The 18,470-nt window shown below is 70.2% G+C and carries 18 protein-coding genes, 1 tRNA gene and 1 other RNA gene; 15 read left to right on the top strand and 5 right to left on the bottom strand.

The annotated features are described in order from the left end of the window. Nucleotides 1–40: 40 nt before the first annotated feature. Entirely contained in the window at nucleotides 41–937 is an 897-nt protein-coding gene (locus tag FDO65_RS06805; RefSeq protein ID WP_137448611.1) for a hypothetical protein, read from the top strand. A gap of 106 nt (nucleotides 938–1,043) precedes the next feature. Next, nucleotides 1,044–1,415: a transfer-messenger RNA gene (ssrA, locus tag FDO65_RS06800) on the top strand. 55 nt (nucleotides 1,416–1,470) lie between these two features. Here the strand turns inward: ssrA and FDO65_RS06795 are convergent. After that, entirely contained in the window at nucleotides 1,471–2,025 is a 555-nt protein-coding gene (locus FDO65_RS06795) for a DUF1003 domain-containing protein (protein WP_137448610.1), read from the bottom strand. A 27-nt stretch (nucleotides 2,026–2,052) separates the two neighbouring features. Then, nucleotides 2,053–3,459: a magnesium transporter MgtE N-terminal domain-containing protein gene (locus FDO65_RS06790; RefSeq protein WP_137448609.1), complete on the bottom strand. Its 1,407-nt coding sequence runs from the start codon at nucleotides 3,457–3,459 to the stop codon at nucleotides 2,053–2,055. Nucleotides 3,460–3,629: 170 nt separating this feature from the next. Here FDO65_RS06790 and FDO65_RS06785 point away from each other — a divergent pair, with 170 nt between their 5' ends. The 7 genes from FDO65_RS06785 (at nucleotide 3,630) to FDO65_RS06755 (ending at nucleotide 10,495) form a co-directional block, all read left to right on the top strand. Further along, nucleotides 3,630–4,664: an FKBP-type peptidyl-prolyl cis-trans isomerase gene (locus FDO65_RS06785; protein ID WP_137448608.1), complete on the top strand. Its 1,035-nt coding sequence runs from the start codon at nucleotides 3,630–3,632 to the stop codon at nucleotides 4,662–4,664. Next, nucleotides 4,664–5,143: a MauE/DoxX family redox-associated membrane protein gene (locus tag FDO65_RS06780; protein WP_137448607.1), complete on the top strand. Its 480-nt coding sequence runs from the start codon at nucleotides 4,664–4,666 to the stop codon at nucleotides 5,141–5,143. The genes FDO65_RS06785 and FDO65_RS06780 overlap by 1 nt, the downstream gene beginning before the upstream one ends. Before the next feature lie 131 nt (nucleotides 5,144–5,274). Beyond that, nucleotides 5,275–6,147 (top strand): DsbA family protein, encoded by an 873-nt coding sequence (locus tag FDO65_RS06775; protein ID WP_137448606.1) that lies wholly within the window; start codon nucleotides 5,275–5,277, stop codon nucleotides 6,145–6,147. Between the two features lie 76 nt (nucleotides 6,148–6,223). Further along, a tRNA-Ala gene (locus FDO65_RS06770) sits at nucleotides 6,224–6,296 on the top strand. A 239-nt stretch (nucleotides 6,297–6,535) separates the two neighbouring features. Next, the gene (gene ctaD / locus FDO65_RS06765) at nucleotides 6,536–8,305 is read left to right on the top strand and encodes an aa3-type cytochrome oxidase subunit I (protein ID WP_137448605.1); all 1,770 of its coding nucleotides are present in this window, start codon (nucleotides 6,536–6,538) and stop codon (nucleotides 8,303–8,305) included. A gap of 61 nt (nucleotides 8,306–8,366) precedes the next feature. After that, a complete protein-coding gene (serB, locus tag FDO65_RS06760) occupies nucleotides 8,367–9,587 on the top strand; it encodes a phosphoserine phosphatase SerB (protein ID WP_420847522.1) in 1,221 nt (406 codons plus the stop codon). Nucleotides 9,588–9,592: 5 nt separating this feature from the next. Next, on the top strand, nucleotides 9,593–10,495 hold the full coding sequence (locus tag FDO65_RS06755; protein ID WP_137448603.1) for a peptidyl-tRNA hydrolase: 903 nt from the start codon (nucleotides 9,593–9,595) through the stop codon (nucleotides 10,493–10,495). Between the two features lie 198 nt (nucleotides 10,496–10,693). On the opposite strand, the gene FDO65_RS06750 is transcribed toward FDO65_RS06755, so the two are convergent. The 3 genes from FDO65_RS06750 to FDO65_RS06740 all read right to left on the bottom strand — a co-directional run bounded on the left by FDO65_RS06750 (nucleotide 10,694) and on the right by FDO65_RS06740 (nucleotide 14,644). Next, entirely contained in the window at nucleotides 10,694–12,655 is a 1,962-nt protein-coding gene (locus FDO65_RS06750) for an alpha-amylase family protein (RefSeq protein WP_137448602.1), read from the bottom strand. Between the two features lie 64 nt (nucleotides 12,656–12,719). Beyond that, a complete protein-coding gene (locus tag FDO65_RS06745) occupies nucleotides 12,720–13,328 on the bottom strand; it encodes an isochorismatase family protein (protein WP_137448601.1) in 609 nt (202 codons plus the stop codon). Between the two features lie 17 nt (nucleotides 13,329–13,345). Continuing rightward, a complete protein-coding gene (locus FDO65_RS06740) occupies nucleotides 13,346–14,644 on the bottom strand; it encodes a nicotinate phosphoribosyltransferase (RefSeq protein ID WP_137448600.1) in 1,299 nt (432 codons plus the stop codon). Nucleotides 14,645–14,805: 161 nt separating this feature from the next. On the opposite strand from FDO65_RS06740, the gene clpS reads away from it, so the two are divergent. The 6 genes from clpS (at nucleotide 14,806) to FDO65_RS06710 (ending at nucleotide 18,458) form a co-directional block, all read left to right on the top strand. Beyond that, nucleotides 14,806–15,150: an ATP-dependent Clp protease adapter ClpS gene (gene clpS / locus FDO65_RS06735; RefSeq protein ID WP_205849824.1), complete on the top strand. Its 345-nt coding sequence runs from the start codon at nucleotides 14,806–14,808 to the stop codon at nucleotides 15,148–15,150. Nucleotides 15,151–15,162: 12 nt separating this feature from the next. Continuing rightward, the gene (locus FDO65_RS06730) at nucleotides 15,163–15,705 is read left to right on the top strand and encodes a DUF2017 domain-containing protein (protein WP_137448599.1); all 543 of its coding nucleotides are present in this window, start codon (nucleotides 15,163–15,165) and stop codon (nucleotides 15,703–15,705) included. A 77-nt stretch (nucleotides 15,706–15,782) separates the two neighbouring features. After that, nucleotides 15,783–16,214 carry a M67 family metallopeptidase gene (locus FDO65_RS06725; protein ID WP_137448598.1) on the top strand — a complete coding sequence of 144 codons (432 nt, stop codon included), beginning with the start codon at nucleotides 15,783–15,785 and terminating at the stop codon, nucleotides 16,212–16,214. Between the two features lie 104 nt (nucleotides 16,215–16,318). After that, on the top strand, nucleotides 16,319–16,597 hold the full coding sequence (locus FDO65_RS06720; RefSeq protein ID WP_137448597.1) for a MoaD family protein: 279 nt from the start codon (nucleotides 16,319–16,321) through the stop codon (nucleotides 16,595–16,597). Between the two features lie 46 nt (nucleotides 16,598–16,643). Then, nucleotides 16,644–17,606 carry a PLP-dependent cysteine synthase family protein gene (locus FDO65_RS06715; protein ID WP_137448596.1) on the top strand — a complete coding sequence of 321 codons (963 nt, stop codon included), beginning with the start codon at nucleotides 16,644–16,646 and terminating at the stop codon, nucleotides 17,604–17,606. A 108-nt stretch (nucleotides 17,607–17,714) separates the two neighbouring features. Continuing rightward, the gene (locus FDO65_RS06710; protein WP_205849823.1) at nucleotides 17,715–18,458 is read left to right on the top strand and encodes a rhomboid family intramembrane serine protease; all 744 of its coding nucleotides are present in this window, start codon (nucleotides 17,715–17,717) and stop codon (nucleotides 18,456–18,458) included. Nucleotides 18,459–18,470: the final 12 nt, after the last annotated feature.

The raw sequence follows: 18,470 nt of genomic DNA, 5'->3' as shown, positions 1-18,470 counted from the left end.
ACAGCGCAACCGCGCACCCGGCCAGTACCGTCCATGGGTCATGCGGACATCAAGGACAGATCGGACGGTCCGATCGCCGTTCGCGCTCATCACCGCGATCGCGATGGGCGGGTTGGTGCTGGGCGGGTGCGCGACCGGGGTGACGGGGACCGCCGCCGTCGGCGGCGCGACGACCAGCGCGGACCCCACCGGCCTTCCCTCCTGTGACGAGGTCGCCGACCTCAGAGACCCCGGGCCGGCCGGCGACCCGGTGATCATGGTCTCGGGCGAGACGAACGCTTGGAACATCGGCACCCTGTGGACCCGGCCGGTCGCGCTGGCCGTCTACGACAGCGGTGACGCCGTCCGTCCGGTGACCCCGGGGGATGATGGCGCGACGATCCCGGCGATGGAACGGGGCCACATCGACTCCTGCCACCTCGAGAGCGCGCTCGCCGAATTGACCGACCTGACCACAGCGGACTTCGGCGCGCCCGGCGTCACCGACCAGGGCACCACCACCGTGACCTTCCGCCCCGACGGCGCGGCCGGGCCGCAGCAGATCGCCGTGTACGCGCTCGGCATCGGGCCCGACAGCCTCGGCGATCTGACGGACGAGCAGCTCGCCCACCGTGAGCGTCTGGTCGCCGCGCTGGACGATCTGCAGTCGGCGGTGGTCGGTCCGCAGCCGTGGATGCCGGACCGGGTCCGGATGGTCGGCCTCGACAGCGCCGCAGGCGACGACCAGCCCGACTACCGGTGGCCAGGACCCGACAGCATCGAGCAGGCCCTGCAGCGCACCCGCCCGGACTGCGTCGTCCTCGAAGGAGAGTCCGCGCGCACCGTCCTGGCCACGATGGGCAGCGGTGCCAGTACGGCAAAGTGGGACGACGGGATCCGCCCGACGTCGTTCACCGCGGCTGTCCTGGTGCTCGGCCAACCGGGCTGCCCCGAGTGACGCCCCGGAAAAGGTGACGAGCTCCGGCGCCGGGAACACGTAGACTGGTCGAGCCGTTGCACCTGACGGCAGCACAGCACCACCAGCAGTACCCGAAAGTCCCCTCGGGGGTGATCGGTTTCGACAGTGTCTGTCGAGTGAGGAGAAGCGGGCCGAGGAAGGCAACGATCATCTCGTTAACGATCCGTTGCAAAAAATCAAGCGCCGACTCCAGTCAGCGCGAGTACGCCCTCGCCGCCTGAGCGAGTGCTACTCCGTCAGCCCGGGTTGAGTTCCCGACCCGGTTCCTGGCGTCATCTAGGGAACTTACCGAGGGACCCGGTCGCGGGGCTCCGAGGGACATCAAACAGCGACTGGGCTCGTCATCCCGGCATGTTCGCGTGATCGGGAGAGTCAAGTAGAGGCCTAGCGGACTGCGCCCGGAGAAGTCCTCACAACACAACATTGGACGCGGGTTCGATTCCCGCCACCTCCACAAGAAGACCCGCCCACCATCTCGGTGGGCGGGTCTTGTGGTTTGCGAAGCCGGGTGCTCAGGCCCGCTGCTTGGTCATCTTCTCCAGCATGCGCTCGATGCGGTCCAGCCGAGCAGCCAGGTCACGGGTCTCGGAGCTGGTGGCCACCAGATCCTTCTTCTTCGTCGGCAGCGGCGTCAGCCGTCGACTCACGGTGTCCAGGTCCGAGCTGATCTCGCCGAGCCGTCCGCGCAGATCGGACAACTCGCGGGTCAGGTACGAGTTGATCTCGTAGTTCAGCACCGTCTGCTGACGGTCCCGGGCGGCCTCGGCCCGGTCCCGGTCGTCCTGCCGGTTCTGGGCCAGCAGGATCAACGGTGCCGCGTAACTGGCCTGCAGGCTGAGCAGCAGCGTCAGGAACGTGAAGGTGTACGGATCGAACTGCAGGTTCGCCGGGGCGAGGCTGTTCCACCCCAGCCAGACCGCGATGAACAGGGACATCTGCACCAGGAACTTGGACGTCCCCATGTACCGGGCGAACTGTTCGCTCGCCCGCCCGAAAGCGTCCGGATTCAACAGCTGGGGTCGCTTGAACCGGTTGGCGCGAGGATTGCTGAGCGTGCTGCTGGTCATGGCGCCGTCCTCCCCTCGTGGGTGTGATCAGTGGTGGCTGTCGGTGGCCGCGGAAACGTCGGTGGCCCGCTGGACGCCCGGGTCATCGTGCCCGATCCCGACGGTCGGCCGGCGCACCGGCCGCCACCCGCCGTTGCGCAGTCCCGGGCGGTCGGCCCGTTCCCCGGCGGTCAGGTCGTTGTCCGGCAGGCCGTCCTCGCGCCAGTTGTCCGGCAGCAGGTGGTCCAGCACATCGTCGACGGTCACCGCGCCGAGCAGGTGCTCCTCGTCGTCCACCACCGGTGCGCACACCAGGTTGTAGGACGCGAAGTACCGGGTCACGTCGGACAACACGGCCTGCGGTGACAGCCGACCCAGTTCGGTGTCGATCGCGCCGGCCACCAGGTCGAACGGCGGCTCCCGCAGCAGCCGCTGCGTGTGCACGCACCCGAGGTAACGGCCGGTCGGGGTGGCCTGCGGTGGACGGCAGACGAACACCATCGAGGCCAGCGCGGGGGAGAGTTCGGGCGATCGGACCCGGGCCAGGGCCTCGGCGATGGTCGCGTCCGGGCTGACGACGATGGGTTCCGGTGTCATCAGACCACCGGCCGTGTCGAACGAGTACTGCATCAGCCGGCGGACCGGCGCCGACTCCTCGGGTTCCATCAGGCCGAGCAGCCGTTCCCGGACGCCGGGCATCAGCTCGGCCAGCAGGTCCGCCGCGTCGTCCGGATCCATGGCCTCGAGCACGTCGGCCGCCCGGGCTTCGTCGAGGTGCGCCAGGAGGTCCTTCTGGTCCTCCTCCGGCAACTCCTGGATGACGTCGGCCAGTCGGTCGTCGTCCAGCAGGTCGGCCACCTCGTAGCGCAACTGGCCGTCCAGCTCGCGGAGCAGACCAGCGGCGTCGGCGGCTCGCAGACCCTCGAAGGACGCCAGGATCCGCTGCGGTCCCGGGACCAGCTGACCGGTCAACTGCGCCGGATCGAGCCCGCGGACATCGGTCCACCCCACGACCTGGACGGGGGCCCGCCGGGCCAGTCGGCCGCGCCGCTCCCGCACCGCCAGGCGATTGAGCACCCAGTCGCGGGTGCGTTCCCGCTCGATCGCGGCGTCGACCACGGTCGCCGAAGCGGCGGTGGTGCCCAGCTGCACCTGTTGGCCGACGAGCTGACCGAGAACCCGTAACTCCAGCGCCCGCTGCTCGAACTGGCGCAGGCTCACCGTCCCGGTGGACAGGACGACCTCACGCGGCTCGAGACTGGTGACCCGCCCCATCGGGACGAAGATCGGCCGCCGGGTGGGCAACTCGACGACGAGTCCGAGGACCCGCGGGGGCTTGCGGTCCAGTCGGAGGGCGGTGATCACGTCGCGCACCTTGCCGATGGATTCGCCCCCCGGTCCGAAGACGGGGAGACCGTCCACCTGGGCGACGAAGACACGGGTGCTGACAGCCATGTCCCTCAGGTTAGGGCCCCTGGGGGAACGGACAGTGAACGCTCGCTGCGGCCGGGTGGGTGGTCCGACCTGCCCGTCCGGTTCGACCGGTGTGGTCTCTCACGAAATGGACAGAGTCCGTGCGTAGGGTTGCCTGCCGTCAGCTCGTCTCCCGGTGAGGACCACACAACATGCGCCTGCGCGCCCCGGTTCGGATCGTCGCGCCCCTGCTCGCCGTCGGCCTGCTCGCCCTCGGGGCCTGCGGCTCCGGCGGCACCACGGCCAGTTCCGGAACCGCCTCCGCATCCGGGTCCGCCAGCGCCGCCCCCACGCTGGGGCCCGACGTTCCCGCGGCCACCGTCGTGGCCGACCCGGTCGCCGCGGACCAGCTGCCCACCGCGACGGGCGCGTTCGGTGAGAAGCCCACGCTGACGTTCCCGAGCACGAACCCGCCGCCCAGCCTGCAGCGCCAGGTGCTCGTCCAGGGCACCGGCCCGGAGACCCAGAAGGGTGACTGGCTGGTCACCAACTATCTGGGTCAGGTGTGGAACGGCAAGGTCTTCGACAACTCCTACGACAAGGGCACGACGGCCACGTTCCAGATCGGCGTCGGCAACGTCGTCCCCGGCTGGGACACCGCCCTGGTCGGGGTGCCGGTCGGCAGCCGCGTCCTGCTCAGCCTGCCGCCGGCGGACGGCTACGGGTCCAAGGGCAACAGCAGCGCCGGTATCGGCGGCACCGACACCATCGTCTTCGTCGTCGACATCGTCGCGGCCTACGGCAAGGACGCTGCCGGCCAGGCCGACGCCGTGCCGCAGCCCGCGCCCGCGACCGGGCCGCAGGTGACCGGCGACCTCGGTCAGAAGCCGTCCATCACCGTTCCGGCCGGCACGCCGGAACCCACCAGTCCGCAGATCACCGTCCTGGCCCAGGGAACCGGAGCCGCGATCAAGGACGGTCAGGTCCTCGCGCAGTACGTGGCGGTGCAATGGTCCGGCGAGTCGGCCGGATCGACCTGGCCCGATCCGGCGGCCGAGGCCGCCGGTACCGGAGGCACCGGACCGCAGCAGCTGTCCGTGGCCGCCGGCGGGCCGTTCGCCGGACTGGTCGGGGTTCCGCTCGGTAGCCGAGTGCTCGTCCAGATCCCGGGTCAGACCAACCAGCAGACCGGTCAGGCGCAGCCGGCCCTGGCCGCGGTGCTGGATCTGGTCGCCCAGACCTCCTGATGGGCCGCACGGTCGACCGCGGCCGGGTCCTGGACGGCATCGGGCTGCTGGCCCGGCTCGGTCTGGCGGCTGTCTGGTTGATCTCCGGCTTCGCCAAGGCCTCGGCCCCGGCCGAGACCCTGGTGGCGGTCAAGGCGTACCGGCTGCTGTCGTCCGGGGTGGCCGAAACGGTCGCGGCGGTGCTGCCGTACCTGGAGATCGCCCTCGGGCTGCTCCTGCTGATCGGTCTGGCGACCCGGCTCGCGGCGATCCTGTCCGCGGTGGTGCTGGTGATCTTCATCGCCGGGGTGATCTCCGCCGCGGCCCGGGGACTGTCGATCGACTGCGGTTGCTTCGGCGGCGGCGGCGACGTCGCCGCCGGTCAGACGAACTACGCGGGCGAGATCCTCCGCGACGTCGGCTTCCTGGCCCTGGCGGCGTGGCTGATCGTCCGCCCCGGGACGCCGTGGTCGCTGGACCGTCGGCTGACCGGGCGCTGACCGACTGTTGTCGGTGAACGTCACCGCCTTGGGCGTCCGGCCCGCGGCGGCATAGTGGAACGACGGGGTGCACGCGCGGCCCCGCCACCTGGAGCGGAACGAGCTCCGGGCAGAGCAGGAAAGAGGACGACGTGGCGCAGGGTTCGGGACGGTCCCGGGGGACGGGCAAGAACGGCGGCAACGGGCCGAAGGGTAAGTCCGGCGTGCAGCCGTCCGCTCGCAAGCCGGCCAAGTCCGGGGCCACCGCCTCGCGGACGTCGGTCGCCGCGGCGCGGTCGAGCCGGTCCAACAACCGCACGCAGCTGATCATCGGCGGGGTGGCCATCGCGCTCATCGCCGCCGTGGTGGTGATCGGCATCATGATGAACCGGTCGAACACCGCCGTGCAGGCCGACGGTTACGGGGCCTCCACCAACTCGGTGACCACGGTGAATGGCAACGTGATGACGATCTCATCGGCCACCCCGCCGGCCGGGACGACGCCGGTGACGATCGATCTCTACGCCGATGCGCTCTGCCCGATCTGCGGTCAGTTCGAGCGCCAGTACGGGCAGCAGATCAACCAGGCGGTCGACCAGGGCAAGTTGGTCGTGAACCTGCACATGCTCAATTTCCTCGACCGGGGCTCCTTCTCGAAGGACTACTCCAGTCGCGCGGCCGGCGCCCTGCTGTGCGTGGCCCAGAACCAGGGCAGCACCCCGGGCCTGGTGCTCAGCTACTACACCAAGCTGTTCGCCGAGGGGACGCAGCCGGAGGAGCAGGGGACGTCCGACCTGACCAACGCTCAGCTGGCCGACCTGGCCAAGGGTCTGGGCGCCAACGACACGTCGACCTCCTGCATCAGCGCCGGATCCTCCGTCGCGGCCGCACAGGCCAACGCGACCGCCTCGTCGGCCACGTTGCAGGGCATCGTCGGCGGCGTTCGCACCCCGTCCGTCGTTCACGACGGACAGATCGTCAACATCAACCAGACCACCTGGCTGTCGACGCTCCTGGGCTCCTGACCAGGCCGGATCGGATGAACGGCCGTCGATTTGGGTTCCGGCCACGACTGTTGGTAATCTGATCCAGCACGACAGCGGGGCTGTGGCGCAGCTGGTAGCGCACCACACTGGCAGTGTGGGGGTCAGGGGTTCGAGTCCCCTCAGCTCCACCCGCAAGGGCCAGGTCCGGGAAACCGGACCTGGCCCTTTTGTCGTTTCTCGGTTTCTCGTATCCCGGTTTCTCGTTCCCGGTCCCGGCCGGTGGGCGCCGATGAGCGTTCGATGAGCGAAACCCCAGAACTCGAAGGGACCCTCGCGGGGTGTTCTACGTTCTGTCGGACTAAGCTCCGAGATGTCCCCGGGGTGACCGGGGCCAAGTAGTGCGCCGACTCGCTGCTGGAGGCAGATCTTGACCGCCGTTGCCCCTCGCCCAGTGGTGAACCGGCCGTACCCGGTGACCCGCGCCCCTCGGGGGGCGAAGCTGCTGCAGTACCTGCACACCACGGACCCCAAGGTCCTGGGGATGATGTACATCGCCACGTCGTTCGCGTGGTTCATGATCGGCGGCCTGATGGCCCTGTTCATGCGGGCCGAGCTGGCCCGGCCGGGCATGCAGTTCCTGTCGCCCGAGCAGTACAACCAGCTCTTCACCATGCACGGCACGATCATGCTGCTGTTCTACGCAACGGCCGTGGTCTTCGGGTTTGCCAACTTCGTGCTGCCGCTGCAGATCGGTGCGCCGGACGTCGCGTTCCCGCGACTCAACTCGTTCTCGTACTGGCTGTACTTCTTCGGCGCGTTGATCGCCGCCTCCGGCTTCTTCACCCCGGGTGGCGCCGCCGCGTTCGGCTGGACCGCTTACACCCCGCTGTCGCTGGAGGCGAACTCGCCCGGCGTCGGTGGTGACCTGTGGATCATGGGTCTGGCCGTCTCGGGTCTCGGCACCATCCTCGGCGGCGTCAACATGATCACCACGGTGGTCTGCATGCGCGCCCCGGGCATGACGATGTGGCGCCTGCCGCTGTTCACCTGGGCCATCTTCATCACGTCGATCCTGATCCTGGTGGCGTTCCCGGTGCTCACCGCGGCGCTGTTCGGGCTGGCCGCCGACCGACATTTCGGGTCACACGTCTTCGACCCGGCCACCGGCGGAGCGATCCTCTACCAGCATCTTTTCTGGTTCTTCGGGCATCCCGAGGTCTACATCATCGCCTTGCCCTTCTTCGGGATCATCTCCGAGGTGATCCCGGTGTTCAGCCGCAAGCCGCTGTTCGGCTACCGGGGCATGGTCTACGCGCTGATCGGCATCGCCGGCCTGTCCGTGGCCGTGTGGGCGCACCACATGTTCGCCACCGGCGCCGTGCTGCTGCCCTTCTTCAGCTTCATGACGTTCCTCATCGCCATCCCGACCGGTCTGAAGTTCTTCAACTGGATCGGGACGATGTGGAAGGGGCAGGTGTCCTTCGAGACGCCGATGCTGTTCGCCGCCGGGTTCCTCGTCACCTTCCTCTTCGGTGGTCTGACCGGCGTCATCCTGGCGGCGCCGCCGCTCGACTTCCACGTGTCGGACTCGTACTTCGTGGTCGCGCATTTCCACTACGTGCTTTTCGGCACCATCGTGTTCGCCACCTACAGCGGCATCTACTTCTGGTTCCCGAAGATGACCGGCCGGTTCCTGGACGAGAAGCTCGGCCAGCTGCACTTCTGGGCCACCTTCATCGGGTTCCACCTGACGTTCCTGGTGCAGCACTGGCTGGGGAACATCGGCATGCCCCGCCGGTACGCCGACTACCTCGAGTCGGACGGCTTCACCACGTTGAACACCATCTCGACGATCGGTGCCTTCGTTCTCGGCTTCTCGACGATCCCGTTCATCTGGAACGTCATCCGGTCCTGGCGGCACGGCGAGGTCACCACCGCCGACGACCCGTGGGGTTACGGCAACTCGCTCGAGTGGGCCACCAGCTCCCCGCCGCCGCGGCACAACTTCACCTCGCTGCCGCGGATCCGTTCCGAGCGCCCGGCGTTCGAGCTGCACCACCCGTACATGATCGAGCGGATGCGGAGCGAGGCGCACCCGCATCGCGACTGGCAGCCGCTGGCCGAGGCCGAGGCGAGTCCGCATCTGGACATCCCGGAGCACGGTCGCGGTAAGTCGACCGCTCCGTTCGGAGAATGAGAGAGCTGTTCCCCCAGTGAACGATCCCGTGCTGACGGGAACCGGGCCGGCCGACGACACCATCGTCAGCCGGCCCGGCCGTCTGTCCACCGTCCTCATCACCGTCACCGGACCCGACCATCCAGGCGTCACCGGTGCCCTGTTCACCACCCTGGCCGATCACCGTGTCGAAGTGCTCGACATCGATCAGGCCGTCATCCGGGGGCACCTGACACTGGGTGTGCTGGTCGTAAGCCCCACGGACACCGCCGGCCTGCGCGTGGCCGTGGAACGCGCGATGGCCGCCGTCGGCATGGTGGTCAGTATCGACATCGACCTGCCCGGCGCGGGGGAGCGGCGAACGGCCACCCACGTGGTGGTGGTGCTCGGGCGTCCCCTGCAGGCTCGGGCGATCGGGGCGCTGGCCGGGGCCTTCGGTCGGCTCGGCGTCAACATCGAGGCCATCAAGCGGGTCGCCGACTATCCGGTCACCGGGTTGGAACTGACCGTTCGGGCGCCCGACGACCAGGCCCTGCGGACGGCGGCCGTGGCGATCGGATCCGACGCCGGCGTGGACATCGCCGTCCAGGGCGCCGGCATCGCCCGGCGGGCCAAGCGCCTCATCGTCTTCGACGTCGATTCGACACTCATCACCGGCGAAGTGATCGAGATGCTCGCCGACCACTCGGGGACCCGGGCCGAGGTCGAACGCATCACCACGGCGGCGATGGCCGGGCACCTGGACTTCGCCGAGTCGCTGCGGGCCCGGGTGGCCATGCTCGAAGGACTGGACGCTTCCGTTCTCGACGCGGTCGCGGCCGACATCGTCCTCACCCCCGGCGCCCGGACGACCATCCGCACGCTGAAGCGGCTGGGCTACCGGTGCGGCATCGTGTCCGGCGGGTTCACGCAGATCACCCGGCATCTCGTCGACGATCTCGGACTGGACTACGCCGCCGCCAACACGCTCGAGGTGATCGACGGCAAGCTGACCGGACGGGTCACCGGACCGATCGTCGACCGGCCGGGCAAGGCCCGCGCGTTGGCCGACTTCGCCGGTCGTTACGGCGTGCCGCTGAGCCAGACCGTCGCCGTCGGCGACGGGGCGAACGACATCGACATGCTCGGCGCCGCCGGTCTGGGGATCGCGTTCAACGCCAAGCCCGTCGTCGCCGAACACGCCGACACCACCCTGAACCAGCCGTTCCTGGATCCGGTGCTGTTCATCCTCGGCATCACTCGCGAGGAGATCGAAGCCGCCGACGCTGCCGACGGCCTGGTGCGCCGCGTCGCCCTGGACTGACCGCCATGGCTTCCTCGGACACGTCACCGTCCGGCCCCCCGCCACCTGACGGCACCGTCGGGGGTGGGGTCGGCCTGTCCGGCCTGTCCGTGAGTGGGATCGCCGCCGTGCTGGCGCCGCTACGGGAGCGGTACCGACACTGGCTGGGCCTGTCGGACGCCCAGGTGCGCTCCGATCGTGAGGAGGCGGCCGACGACGTCCGGGCCATGCCGTTGATCCTGCGGATGGAGCGGTCAGCGCCACCGTCCTGGCACGCCGCGCTGGCCGCCGCGGCCAGCGCGGCCGCGTCGATCTGTCTGGACCCCCGGGCGGCCCCGGACGGCCCGTGGCACGACGCGGTGGCCGACTACTGCGCCGGTCACATCCGCAAGGTCACCCGGCGGGCCCGTGGCGCGCACTGGGCAGCCGTCCAGGACCTGCCCGGGGTGACCATCGACCTGGGTGGGACCGAGGTCCGAGCGCTGCTGCCCGGGCGGGTCGCCGAGCTGGACTCTCGGGTCTCCCGGCTGCAGGTCGGGGGGACCGACGCACCGGTCGACCCGGCCCCGGACTGGGCGCAGCTCGGTGCTGCCGATCCGGCGGCCGCGCTGCAGCTCTGGTTGCCGTCCGAGCCGGCCATGACCCTGGGGAAGTCGATGGCTCAGGCCGGGCACGCCGGGATGATCGCCGCCGCGCTGCTCAGTGGTCCGGACACCGCCAGCGGCGACGCCGCAGTGCTGGACTCCTGGGCGGCCGCCGGGTATCCGACGGTCACCCAGGGGAGAACAGCCGACTGGTCGGCGCTGTCCGCTGCGGTGGCCGCCGCCGACGGCTGGAGCGCGCAGCGGTTGGTGGCCGTGCGCGACGCCGGGTTCACCGAGATCCCGGCTGGGACCATCACCGTCATCGCCCGGGCCCCGGGCCGGTAGCTGGGCACGAGCCCCGGGTCGGAGTGCCGCCGGGGGCAGTCGCATGGGGCCGACCGTCTTGGCCGAAGCTGATCAACTCCGCAGTCGGACCGGTCCACCCCGGTCGGTGTCGGCGGAACGATCAGCGTCAGCTCCGTTCACCTGCGTCAGCGACGCGATCGGTAGTCGCCCAGCCACCGGCGACCCGGAGATCCAGGATCAGGACGTCGAGGTGATCCAGAGCACGCCGTAGGGATGTAGCCAGACGTTCCCGTCGGGTCCGGGATGGATGGTGGCGCCCGAGAGCGCGTCCACACCGCCGACCAGACCGAGCTCGGCGAGCCGGGCCCCGGGGAAGGGTTTCCACTGTTCGGTGACGTTGAACAGCTCCAGGAGCGGCCCCAACGGGTGCCGCCGCAACACCGGCAGCACGCCGGGGTCGCTCCGGCCGGTCAGCGGGTCTTCGAGGACCTCGGCGGCGACGGTGGATTCGAGGTGCGGGAGGCTGGCCCGGACCTGGGCCAGGTGACGGACCGAGGCGTAGATGCGTCCGACCAGGGTGGCCGGGTCCCGGCGCTGGTTGGCCAGCGACCAGTTCATCCGCGGCCGGTGCGCCCAGCGGTTGTCGTCGGAATGGCCCGGCTCGCCGGCCCAGTCGACGTCGTTCGTCAGACCCAGCTCGTCGCCCATCCACAGCACCGGGATGCCGCCCCAGCCCATGGCGATCGCGTAGGCCACGTACAGACGGCCGACGACGAGGTCGATCTCCTCCGTGCGGCCGGTGCGCTGCGCGGTGTCCAGCGCGTGTTCGAGCCCGAGCAGGCTGGCCGCGGTGCCGCTGATCCGTCGATCGCCGGTGTCCGGATTCTCCTGGAACACCAGACCCCGGGCGGGCGATCCCGGGTAGACCCCGGAGTACCAGTCGGACAGGAACCGCTGGTGGTCGAACCCGGACAGCCCGACTGCCGCGGCGTCCGCGGCGTCGATGGCCCACCCGATGTCGTCGTGACAGCGGACGTAGGTGACCCACGTGGCGGACGCCGGCACCGGAGGGATGGCCCGCAACGCGTGGGCGGCCAACCGGACGTCCCGGGTGGCCAGCATCGACCACACCTGCACCATCAGGCTGTTGTGGTAGGCGATGTCGCTGACCTTGCCGTGATGCGCACCCTGGCCGAGGTAGTGGACGAGATCCTGCGGCGCGACGATCGCCTCGGCCTTGAACAGCACGGCCGGGCACGCGATCCGGGCGACCGCCCGCAACGCCTGGGTGATGGCGTGCACCTCGGGCTGGTTCTGGCAGTTGGTGCCCAGCCGCTTCCACACGAAGGCGATGGCGTCCAGCCGGAGCACCTCGACGCCCAGGTTGGCCAGGAACAGGATGATGTCGGCGTACTCGGCGAAGACGTCCGGGTTGGACCAGTTGACGTCCCACTGCCAGGTGTTGAACGTCGTCCACACCCAGCCGCCGAGCTGCTCGTCGAAGCTGAAGCTGCCCGGCGCGAAGTCGGGGAAGACCTCGGGCAGGGTCTGCTCGTAGGCGTCCGGCCCGATGCGGTCCGGGTAGACGTAAAAGTAGTCGCGGTACTTCTGGTCGCCGTTGCGGGCTTTCACCGCCCACTCGTGCTCGGCGGCGACGTGGTTGAGCACCAGGTCGACGACCAGGCTGATGCCGGCGCGGCGGAGCTCGGCGGCCAGACCGCGCAGGTCCTCGGTGGTCCCCAGGTCAGGTCGGACGGTGCGGTAGTCGGCCACCGCGTAGCCGCCGTCGCTGTCGCCGTCCCGGGGCTGCAGCAACGGCATCAGGTGCAGATAGGTGACGCCCAGTTCCGACAGGTAGCTGATGCGGCCCTTGATGCCGGCCAGGTCCCCGGCGAAGCGCTCGGCGTAGGCGGCGTAACCGAGCATGTGCTCGTCGTGGAACCAGGCCGGGTCCAGCGTGCGCTGCACGTCCAGACGGCGCAGTTCCGGGTCCCGCTCGCGGTAGGCCCGCGCCGCCGTCCGCACCAGTCGCCGTTCCAGCGCCGGCACCGCGTCGGCCGGGTAGACGGCGGTCAGGCCGGCGTGCAGGTCCTCCCACCACCGGTCCAGGCGCAGACCGAACAGGTCGCGGCGGTGTTCGGGTTCGCCGGCCAGTTCCTCGGCGGCGATGGCGTGGAGCTCGGTGGGTGCGGCGGACATGGTGGACGATTCTGCCTGGTCGCCCTGACGGGTGCGCGCGGGCACCCGCGACGGCCGACGCGGGTCAGCCGGGGCGTACGACCTCGCCGGTGACCTCGACACCGGCCGCCTTCATCGCCTCGACGGCGGCGTCGGTGTCACCGGGCCGCAGTTCCACGAACCGGGTGTACTCCAACGGCACCGTCACGTCGTAGCCCAGCCTCGCCCCGTCGATGGCCGTCTCCTTGACGCACCAGTCGCCGGCCAGGCCGACGACGGTCAGGGCGCGGGCGCCGTGCGCCTGCAGGAAGTCGTCGAGCTCGGTCTCCCGGGTCTCGTTGGTGGGCAGGTGCAGGACGCTGAACCCGCTGTAGCCGTCCTCGGGACCGGACCCCTTACGTAAGACCGGGCCGGTGGTCCGCAGACCGGGCAGCAGATCGGCCCCGGGGGTGTCGATGACGCAGTGCACCGGCCAGAGGCCGCCGTGCGCGGCGAAGTGCGGGGTGACCGGCGGATGCCAGTCCTGGGTGTAGATCAGTGCGGCGCCGGCAGTCGTCGCCTCCTCGATGAGGGCGTTGATGGGGTCGAGGAGGTGCTCGCCGCCGCGCACGTAGAGCGCGCCGCCCGGGTCGGCGAAATCGTGTTGCAGGTCGACGATGATCAGCGCGTGTTCGGGGCCGAACGAGGTGGTCATGGGTTCAGGGTGCCCGGTCAGCGCAGCACGGTGACCGTCAGGGCCGGTTCGCCGGCGGACAGTTTGAGTCCCTCCCACGGCAGCGACACCATCGCGGAGCGCAGGTGCTCGCGGGATTCCGGCAGTGTGGCCACGGTCGGCACGCGCTCGCCGGCGCGCATCAGCGGGACCGGGAGGACGCGGTCGCCCGGCTCGGGATCGGGCTGATCACCCGCGACCCGGAAGATGACCTCCTCGGTCGCCGTCCCGGTGGTCTTGTGGCGCCGCAACGCCGACTTGTGACCGCCGTGCGACTGCTTGTTCGAGCTGCGCTTCTCCACCGGTCGGCCGTCCACCTCGACGAGCTTGTAGACCATGCTCGCCGTCGGCGCACCGGATCCGGTGACCAGGGAAGTGCCGACGCCGTACACGTCGACGGGGGCGGCGGCCAGCGCGGCGATCGCGTACTCGTCGAGGTCGCCGGACAGCACGATCCGGGTCTTCGTCGCCCCCAGGTCGTCCAGTTGCCGCCGGGCCGCGATCGTCAGGACACCCAGGTCGCCGGAGTCGATGCGGACGGCCCCGAGCTCCGGGCCGGCGACCTCGATCGCGGTCGCGATGCCCTGGGTGATGTCGTAGGTGTCGACCAGCAGGGTGGTGCCCACCCCGAGGCTCGCGATCTGGGCGGCGAACGCGTCGGCCTCGCTGTCGTGCAGCAGGGTGAAGGCGTGGGCCGCCGTCCCCCCGGTGGGGATGCCGAACCGGCGACCGGCCTCCAGGTTGGACGTGCTGCCGAAACCGGCCAGGTAGGCGGCCCGGGCCGAGGCCACCGCCGATTCCTCGTGGGTGCGGCGGGAGCCCATCTCGATGAGACGTCGGTCACCGGCGGCGGAGACCATCCGCGCCGCGGCCGACGCGATCGCGCAGTCGTGGTTGTAGATCGACAGGGCCAGCGTCTCCAGGATCACGCCCACCCCGAACGGCGCCCGGACGGTCAGGACGGGGGAGCCGGGGAAGTACAGCTCGCCCTCGGGGTAGCCCTCGATGTCGCCGCTGAACTGGTAGTCGGCCAGCCAGGCCAGCGTCCGGTCGTCGAGCACGCCCCGCAGGCGGTCCAGCTCGGCCGGGCCGAAGCGGAAGTCGGCGATGGCGTCGAGCAGGCGGCCGGTGCCGGCGACCACGCCGTACCGACGGCCGTTCGGCAGCCGTCGGGTGAAGATCTCGAAGACGCAGTCCCGCTCGGCCGTGCCGTCGGCCAGCGCGGCCTGCAGCATGGTCAGCTCGTAGTGATCGGTCAGCAGCGCCGTACTCGGCCGGTCACCGGCAGTGGTGTGCATGGGGTCACCGTAATGACGGGTGCCCGAGCTGCCTACCGAGCGGCCGGGCCTGTCACTCCTGGGGGGGACCGTCGGGGCCGAGCCGCCGCCGCGTCGGGGTCGGCGGTCACCGGGCGTCGGGACCGCGCCGCGCCGACCGCAACGCGTGCGAAACTGGTCACATGCCCGCTGACGTGTCCTTCCGTACGAGGGTGCGCGTGTCCTCCCCGGCGACGCCGACTGCCGTCCCCGACCAGGACGAGGTCACCGGTGTGGTCACGGTCCTCGACCCGGACGCGCCGTGGGTCACCATCGTCTGGAACGACCCGGTCAACCTGATGTCGTACGTCACCTGGGTGTTCCAGAAGTTGCTCGGCCACCCCCGTCCGAAGGCCCACGCGCTCATGCTGGACGTGCACCATAAGGGCCGGGCAACGGTGTCGAGCGGTCCCCGGGAGCAGATGGAGGCCGATGTGGCCAAGCTCCAGGGTGCCGGCCTGTGGGCCACCATGGCCCAGGACTCCTGATCGGCCCGGTCGATGCGTCCCTTCCGCCGACGGTTCGGCAAGTACGTGGCCGGTTTCGAGACCGCCGAGGCCGCTCTGATCGCCGACCTGGTCGATCAGGTCCGCAAGCTCCTGGCCGACCGTCGGTCCGCCTCACCCGACGACCCCCTGGCCCAGCTGACCGGGATCACGGTGGGCAGTTCGACACCTCCGACCGACGCCGTCCTCGCCCGGCTGTTCCCCGACTTCTCCGTCGACGACGCCGACCTGTCCGGTGGTCTGCGGTCGTTGCACGAGCCGGGGCTTCTCGCGGCCAAGGACTCCGCCGCGATGACTCTGCTGGACACCCTCCCGCGCAGCGGCGGACAGGTTCGGCTGGACGAGGCCACGGCGGTGGCCTGGTCTCAGGCCCTCAACGACGTGCGCCTAGCGCTGGGGGTCCGCCTGGAGATCACCGAGGACGACACCGACCCGCCGGGGACGGACGACCCCGATTCGCCGCAGGCGTCCATGTACTCGACGTACCGCTGGCTGTCGGCCGTCCAGGATTCGCTGGTCACGGCGCTCCTGGAGTGACCGGACCCACCGACCCCCGGGGCGGCCACCAACGCTCCGTGGTCGGGGGGAACCGGCCACCTCGGTAGTCTGGGCCGGTGTTGCGCATCCCCACCGCGATGGTCGACGAGATCGTCGCGCACGCTCGGGCCGATCATCCGGACGAGGCCTGCGGCATCATCGCCGGGCCCGAGGGGTCCGACCGGCCCACCCGTCTGGTGCGGATGACCAACGCGGAACGGTCCCCGACCTTCTACCGCTTCGACTCCGGCGAACAGCTGCGGCTGTACAAGGAGATGGCCGCCGCGGACGAGGAGGTCGTGGTCGTCTACCACTCGCACACCGCGACCGAGGCGTACCCCAGTCGGACGGACATCTCCTACGCCGGCGAACCCCAGGCCCACTACGTCCTGGTGTCCACCCGTTCCCCGGACGACGTCGAGTTCCGGTCCTATCGGATCGTCGACGGTCAGGTCACCGAGGAGCCGGTGGAAATGATTTCGACCCCCTCCGACGTTCCAGTCGAGTAGGGCCTCGCCCCGCTGGCCGTCACCGTGCGCGGTGCCGGCGAGCAGGGCGGAAGCCGACCCACCCGAAGTCCCAGCCACCCGTGCCACACAAGGAGTCAGTGCCCATGAGCGTCTCGGTTTCCGTGCCGACGATCCTGCGTCCCGTCACCAAGGGCGAGAAGACCGTCACCGCCGAGGGCACCACCCTCGCCGAGGTCATCAGCGACCTGGACAGCCGCTACACCGGCCTCGGTGATCGCCTGGTGAAGAACGGGGCGCTGCACCGCTTCGTCAACATCTACGTCAACGACGAGGACGTCCGCTTCACCGGCGGCCTCGACACGACGCTGTCCGAGGGCGACGCCGTCACCATCCTCCCCGCCGTTGCCGGCGGGTCTGTCTGAGCGAGGCCCGGCCCGCCACTCGATCGTCACTTCGCCTGGAGTCCTGATGACCCGGTACGACAGCCTCATCGACTCGGTCGGCGGCACCCCCCTGGTGGGGTTGCCGCGGCTGTCGCCGTCCCCGACGGTCCGCCTGTGGGCCAAGCTCGAGGACCGCAACCCGACCGGGTCCATCAAGGACCGTCCGGCGCTGAAAATGGTCGCCGACGCCGAGCGGGCCGGGCTGTTGCGGCCCGGCTGCACGGTCATCGAGCCCACCAGCGGCAACACCGGCATTTCGCTGGCGATGGTCTGCCAGGTCAAGGGCTACCGGCTGATCTGCGTCATGCCGGAGAACACCTCCGAGGAGCGGCGGCTGCTGCTGCGCGCCTACGGGGCGCAGATCATCTCCTCGCCCGCGGTCGGTGGCTCCAACGCCGCCGTGGCGATGGCCAAGCAGCTGGCCGCCGACCACCCGGACTGGGTGATGCTGTACCAGTACGGCAACCCGGCGAACGCGGCCGCGCACTACGAGACGACCGGTCCAGAGCTGCTGGCCGATCTCCCGACCATCACGCATTTCGTGGCCGGTCTCGGCACCACCGGCACGCTGATGGGTGTCGGCCGGTTCCTGCGCGAGAAGGTGCCGGACATCGGCATCGTCGCCGCCGAACCGCGGTACGGCGAGCTGGTCTACGGGCTGCGCAATCTCGACGAGGGGTTCGTCCCCGAGCTGTACGACCCGGACATCCTCACGTCCCGTTTCTCGGTGGGCCCGGACGACGCCGTGCGACGGACCCGGGAGCTGATGGAGGTCGAGGGCATCTTCGCCGGCATCTCGACCGGGGCGATCCTGCACGCCGCCCTGGGGATCGGGGCACGCATCGTGCGCGACGGTGGCGCGGACGCCCGTGCCGACATCGCCTTCGTGGTGTGCGACGCCGGGTGGAAGTACCTGTCGACCGGGGCCTACGGGGCAGCCGACGACGCCGATGCGGCCAAGGGCCTGGAGGGCCAGCTCTGGGCCTGAGGCCACGGAGCGGCGCGAACGACCGGCTCTGCGGCGTTCCGGACGGGGGTCGCCCGTTCAGGGTTGTCCCTGATCCCCGGTCCACGCTGCGTCGGTAGCCTGGGAGGTATGACCTCGTCGCCCGGTTTCCCGCCCGCCGATTCGTACGGGTCCACGCCCGGGAGCTACTCGGCCGGTCCGCCCGGTGGTTTCTCGGCACCGGTCGTGCCGACGGGGTCCACCGCCCCGGCGAAGAAGCCCGGGCTGCTGCCGGAGAACCTGCGCGCCGCCGCGATCACCGTCGGCGTGCTGGCCCTGGCGATGGTGGTCATCCAGATCGTCAACTGGGCGATGGGCGGCCGGCTCGCCACGAGTTGGGGGATCGAGCCGCGCTCGCTCAGCGACTTGTGGAGCATTCTCACCGCACCACTGGTGCACTACAACTGGCAGCACCTGCTGGCCAATATCGTGCCGCTGATCATCCTGGGCGTGCTCATCTCGGTCGGCGGCATGAAGCAGTTCGTCGCCGTCACCGTGCTGGTGTGGTTGCTGTCCGGGCTCGGGGTCTGGCTGATCTCGCCGTCCAACTCGGTGACCGTCGGCGCGTCCGGTGTCGTCTTCGGGTGGCTGGCGTTCCTCATCGCTCGTGGGGTATTCACCCGGTCCTGGAAGCACATCCTGCTCGGCATCGTGCTTCTCGCCGTGTGGGGCAGCCTGTTCTGGACGGGCATCGTCCGGCCGGCCGCGGCCGACCTCACCTCGGTCGTCACGATCTCCTGGCAGGCCCACCTCTGTGGGGCGTTGGCCGGCGTGCTGGCCGCCTTCCTGGTCAGCGGGGCGGACCGGGCGCGACGCAAGGCCATCGCCGTCTGATCGGGCCGGTCG

Origin of the sequence: Nakamurella flava (assembly GCF_005298075.1) — a bacterium.
GTDB lineage: Bacteria > Actinomycetota > Actinomycetes > Mycobacteriales > Nakamurellaceae > Nakamurella > Nakamurella flava.
The sequence above is the reverse complement of the archived record's forward strand: the minus strand, read 5'-3'. Positions and strand labels throughout refer to the sequence as shown.

Excerpts from the sequence above, each read along its gene's own strand:
- FDO65_RS06805 (WP_137448611.1), top strand. The coding sequence starts at position 41 with ATGCGGACATCAAGGACAGATCGGACGGTCCGATCGCCGTTCGCGCTC.
- FDO65_RS06795 (WP_137448610.1), bottom strand. The coding sequence starts at position 2,025 with ATGACCAGCAGCACGCTCAGCAATCCTCGCGCCAACCGGTTCAAGCGA.
- FDO65_RS06790 (WP_137448609.1), bottom strand. The coding sequence starts at position 3,459 with ATGGCTGTCAGCACCCGTGTCTTCGTCGCCCAGGTGGACGGTCTCCCC.
- FDO65_RS06785 (WP_137448608.1), top strand. The coding sequence starts at position 3,630 with ATGCGCCTGCGCGCCCCGGTTCGGATCGTCGCGCCCCTGCTCGCCGTC.
- FDO65_RS06780 (WP_137448607.1), top strand. The coding sequence starts at position 4,664 with ATGGGCCGCACGGTCGACCGCGGCCGGGTCCTGGACGGCATCGGGCTG.
- FDO65_RS06755 (WP_137448603.1), top strand. The coding sequence starts at position 9,593 with ATGGCTTCCTCGGACACGTCACCGTCCGGCCCCCCGCCACCTGACGGC.
- FDO65_RS06750 (WP_137448602.1), bottom strand. The coding sequence starts at position 12,655 with ATGTCCGCCGCACCCACCGAGCTCCACGCCATCGCCGCCGAGGAACTG.
- FDO65_RS06745 (WP_137448601.1), bottom strand. The coding sequence starts at position 13,328 with ATGACCACCTCGTTCGGCCCCGAACACGCGCTGATCATCGTCGACCTG.
- FDO65_RS06740 (WP_137448600.1), bottom strand. The coding sequence starts at position 14,644 with ATGCACACCACTGCCGGTGACCGGCCGAGTACGGCGCTGCTGACCGAT.
- clpS (WP_205849824.1), top strand. The coding sequence starts at position 14,806 with ATGCCCGCTGACGTGTCCTTCCGTACGAGGGTGCGCGTGTCCTCCCCG.
- FDO65_RS06730 (WP_137448599.1), top strand. The coding sequence starts at position 15,163 with ATGCGTCCCTTCCGCCGACGGTTCGGCAAGTACGTGGCCGGTTTCGAG.
- FDO65_RS06720 (WP_137448597.1), top strand. The coding sequence starts at position 16,319 with ATGAGCGTCTCGGTTTCCGTGCCGACGATCCTGCGTCCCGTCACCAAG.
- FDO65_RS06715 (WP_137448596.1), top strand. The coding sequence starts at position 16,644 with ATGACCCGGTACGACAGCCTCATCGACTCGGTCGGCGGCACCCCCCTG.
- FDO65_RS06710 (WP_205849823.1), top strand. The coding sequence starts at position 17,715 with ATGACCTCGTCGCCCGGTTTCCCGCCCGCCGATTCGTACGGGTCCACG.